Annotated in this window: 2 protein-coding genes and 1 pseudogene; 1 reads left to right on the top strand and 2 read right to left on the bottom strand. The window is 34.8% G+C overall.

Annotated elements, in window-relative coordinates; all coding sequences use genetic code 11:
* Positions 1-973 precede the first annotated feature (973 nt).
* Positions 974-1,906 carry an anti sigma factor C-terminal domain-containing protein gene (locus M3226_RS31195; protein WP_251573371.1) on the bottom strand — a complete coding sequence of 311 codons (933 nt, stop codon included), beginning with the start codon at positions 1,904-1,906 and terminating at the stop codon, positions 974-976.
* A pseudogene (locus tag M3226_RS31190) lies at positions 1,890-2,228 on the bottom strand (RNA polymerase sigma factor); the annotation flags it as partial. The pseudogene M3226_RS31190 and the gene M3226_RS31195, both read right to left, overlap by 17 nt.
* Positions 2,229-2,370: 142 nt before the next feature.
* Here M3226_RS31190 and istA point away from each other — a divergent pair.
* Positions 2,371-3,155 (top strand): IS21 family transposase (istA, locus tag M3226_RS31185; protein ID WP_251573367.1); only part of this gene is annotated, 785 nt, incomplete at its 3' end.

Here is a 3,155-nt window from a genome sequence, read left to right as displayed (position 1 = left end):
CACCACCTGCTTTTTGAAATCTGTTGTAAACGTTCTTCTTTTTTGGGTCATAGTAGACACTCCTCACTTGTTATGTATTATTCTACTTGCCCTTATTTTTATTGTCCAACTAAGTGTAACCTATCCATACCTCCTGGCCTTAGAAATAGACCTAAAGACATAAAAGAGGACCAAACTGTTATAGCTCCTCCCCTTACGTTGAGATGGCTTTTCTATTATACGAGTCTAAAAGTCTTTCTAATGTAAAAATGCCTTAAGGTGTAATCCGTTTCCTTAAGGCAACTTTTCATTTTCTCCAGTGCCAATCGTTTTATAAATGGAACCAGCTCGAAAAGCTTTTGTAATTTTGTAACTTGCTATTATGTTAGCCCATAAACTCAGTTAACGAATTGAATGTAACTTATTTTTGAAAGAGGAACATTCCCATATGGTGGTTAAGTCTAAGATTTTAACGGATAATGAATGTAACCTTTTATTCTTTATGTTACATTCGATTTTTGCTTTGGACAAAAAAAAGCTGCAGACGCAGCTGGTACTTTTTTAAACTATAGCACCCGTTAGTTTCTGTAGTCCTTTAAAAGAAAAATTGTTAAAATAAAGCTTTTCATGTATAAGATTTAAATTCACAGCCTAATAATTCGTCCTTGAGAGACGTGCACTTTATTTGGAGAGGCGGGCATGATAGCCTGTTTTGGCTGAGCCAGAATCTTTGATACACCTGGCTTCATGGCTCATAATCATGCCCGCAGAGGCTCCAAGTAAAGTGACAAATTGCCTGTACTTACTTCCAGTAGAGGGTTCGACAATATTTGAAAATAACTTCAAAATGACTTATTCACTTAATAAAGCACTACACTACATTTAAGTGAAACATTTCACAATGTTCGATAAAAAAGAGAGTTGCCAAACAACTCCCTAGATAAATACCAAATCCCTTGTCTAAGATTTGGTAATATACTATACGAATATGATTCTAATACTTATCAACAACTGCCCCTATACTAGATGCTTTTACATAAGGTTGGTCTTTTAGTTCAAGTAAGGAATCCTTTGTTCCTGTAACAACTGCACCTATAATCATACCATCTTTTTGATGATTTTTAACTAAAGTATAATAACTCTTACTCTTATCAAGCATTTTTAAACGCCTTAAAAAAGCTAGTTCACTTTTTATTTTTGGAGAACTCATTGCTTGTCCCACCTTTGAAGTTGGGTCATAAATTCCGTAAAACCATTGTCCAGATTCAGGTTCATCCCGTTCATAAGCTTTGTTCGGGTAGTCATTGACCCAATACCACATTGGATGGACTGATGTAGGTAGCATTTTCTTAACTTCATTTAATGAGTAACCTTTATTAAAGGAAACGCCCAATTCAATATACTTATCATTAGGATAATCTTTAAGTTCTGATAAATCATTTGCGTAGGTTTTATATCTATATTGAGGTACATAAAATAACATTTCCTTCTCTCCGTTAGGAATATGTATGTACGTGTCCTCATCAATTTTTGTACTAGAGGATGAAAAAGAGGTAGATTTGAAACCCCTAAAACCAAAATTAGCCTCTTGTGTTTCCCAAGGTATAATCTTATCTTCAACAACTTTAAATACTTCTCGTTTTATAGTTCCCTTTAAAAATCCATAGTCAATCGTCTCTGTTTTTACTATTGTGTTAGGGGCTTTCATAATTGCATCTTGTTTTATTAGGTCAGTAGCTGTTTCACCACCTATTTTACTTACCCACCACATATTAACTTTATAAACAGTAAAGACAAGTAAAATGCATACAATGGCTGATATTATTATTGTTCTAAAAAGAGTAACTCTTTTTGCTTTTTTCAATGTTTTACCTAATGATTTATCATCAAAAACTAAATCAAATTGTTCATTATTTTTGTCGAACATTTTCTTTCCTCCCATATAGCTCTTTGAATTTTGCTCTTGCACGAGCTAAATACGTTTTCACTCCATCTGGCTTCATTTCTAGATATTGAGCGATCTGTTGATACGACCACTCTAAATCATATTTAAGAAGGAGTAGCTGTTTAAATTTAAGTGGCAGTTGTTCCAATGTCTCCCTTACTTGAAGTTCATCTTCTTTGTTAATAATTAATTCCTCAATCAACTTAGAATTTGAAATAAGATTTTCATTTAATTGTTGAGATGGGGACTTGTTATTTTTGCGGCAATAATCGTAATACAAATTTATAGCTACTTTAAAAAGCCAAGCTCTATATTTGTCGGTATGTGACTGCTAGAATAAAGTGAACAGTTTACGCCAAATAAATATGAACACTTATTTACTAGAATACCTATTGCCTTTATTATAGATTTTTAGCTTCTAAGATAAAGGCAGGAGGATTTGGAAGGTGGATAAGTTTGAAATGTACATACAGATTAGAGGACTGGTTAATCAGCGATATAGCGTTTCAGCTATCGCAAGACAGTTAGAGCTATCAAGAAATACAGTGTATAAGTACCTTAAGAAGTCACCCGATGAAATGGCAGAATGGACGGCATCAACTATGATCAGAACGAAGAAATTAGATTTACATAAAGAATTGATTTTGAAATGGCTAAGGGAATACCCGGACATTTCAGCAGCACAGGTAAATGATTGGCTGAAAGAGAAATTTCCTACCTTCAAAATTGGTGAAAGTACCGTACGGAATTATGTGAAGGAACTTCGAGAGGAGTTTTCTATCCCTAAAGAGGCTCAAAAACGTAACTATGAGGCGATACCTGATCCTCCAATGGGTGAACAAATACAGGCTGACTTTGGCTTTGTCACGGTTAGAAATAAAGTTGGAAAGCCGGTCAAACTCATGTTTATCGTATTTGTACTTGCCCACTCGAGATACAAATATGTTTGGTTTCAGAATCGTCCTTTTACTACCAAGGATGTAGTTGAAGCCCATAAAAAAGCCTTTGTTGCTTTTGGTGGAGTCTCTAAGGAAATTCTATATGATCAGGACCGTTTGTTGGTAGTCTCCGAAAATGAAGGCGATCTCCTACTGACTGAGGAATTTCAGCAGTTTGTCAACGAAGTAAAGTTTAAGGTGGTTTTATGCCGGAAGGCAGATCCTGAAAGCAAAGGAAGGGTCGAAAACACCGTGGGATTCATCAAGAAAAACTTTGTAATACATAGAGTTTT

The organism is Neobacillus cucumis (assembly GCF_023715505.1).
This window is presented reverse-complemented; position numbering and strand designations above follow the sequence as displayed.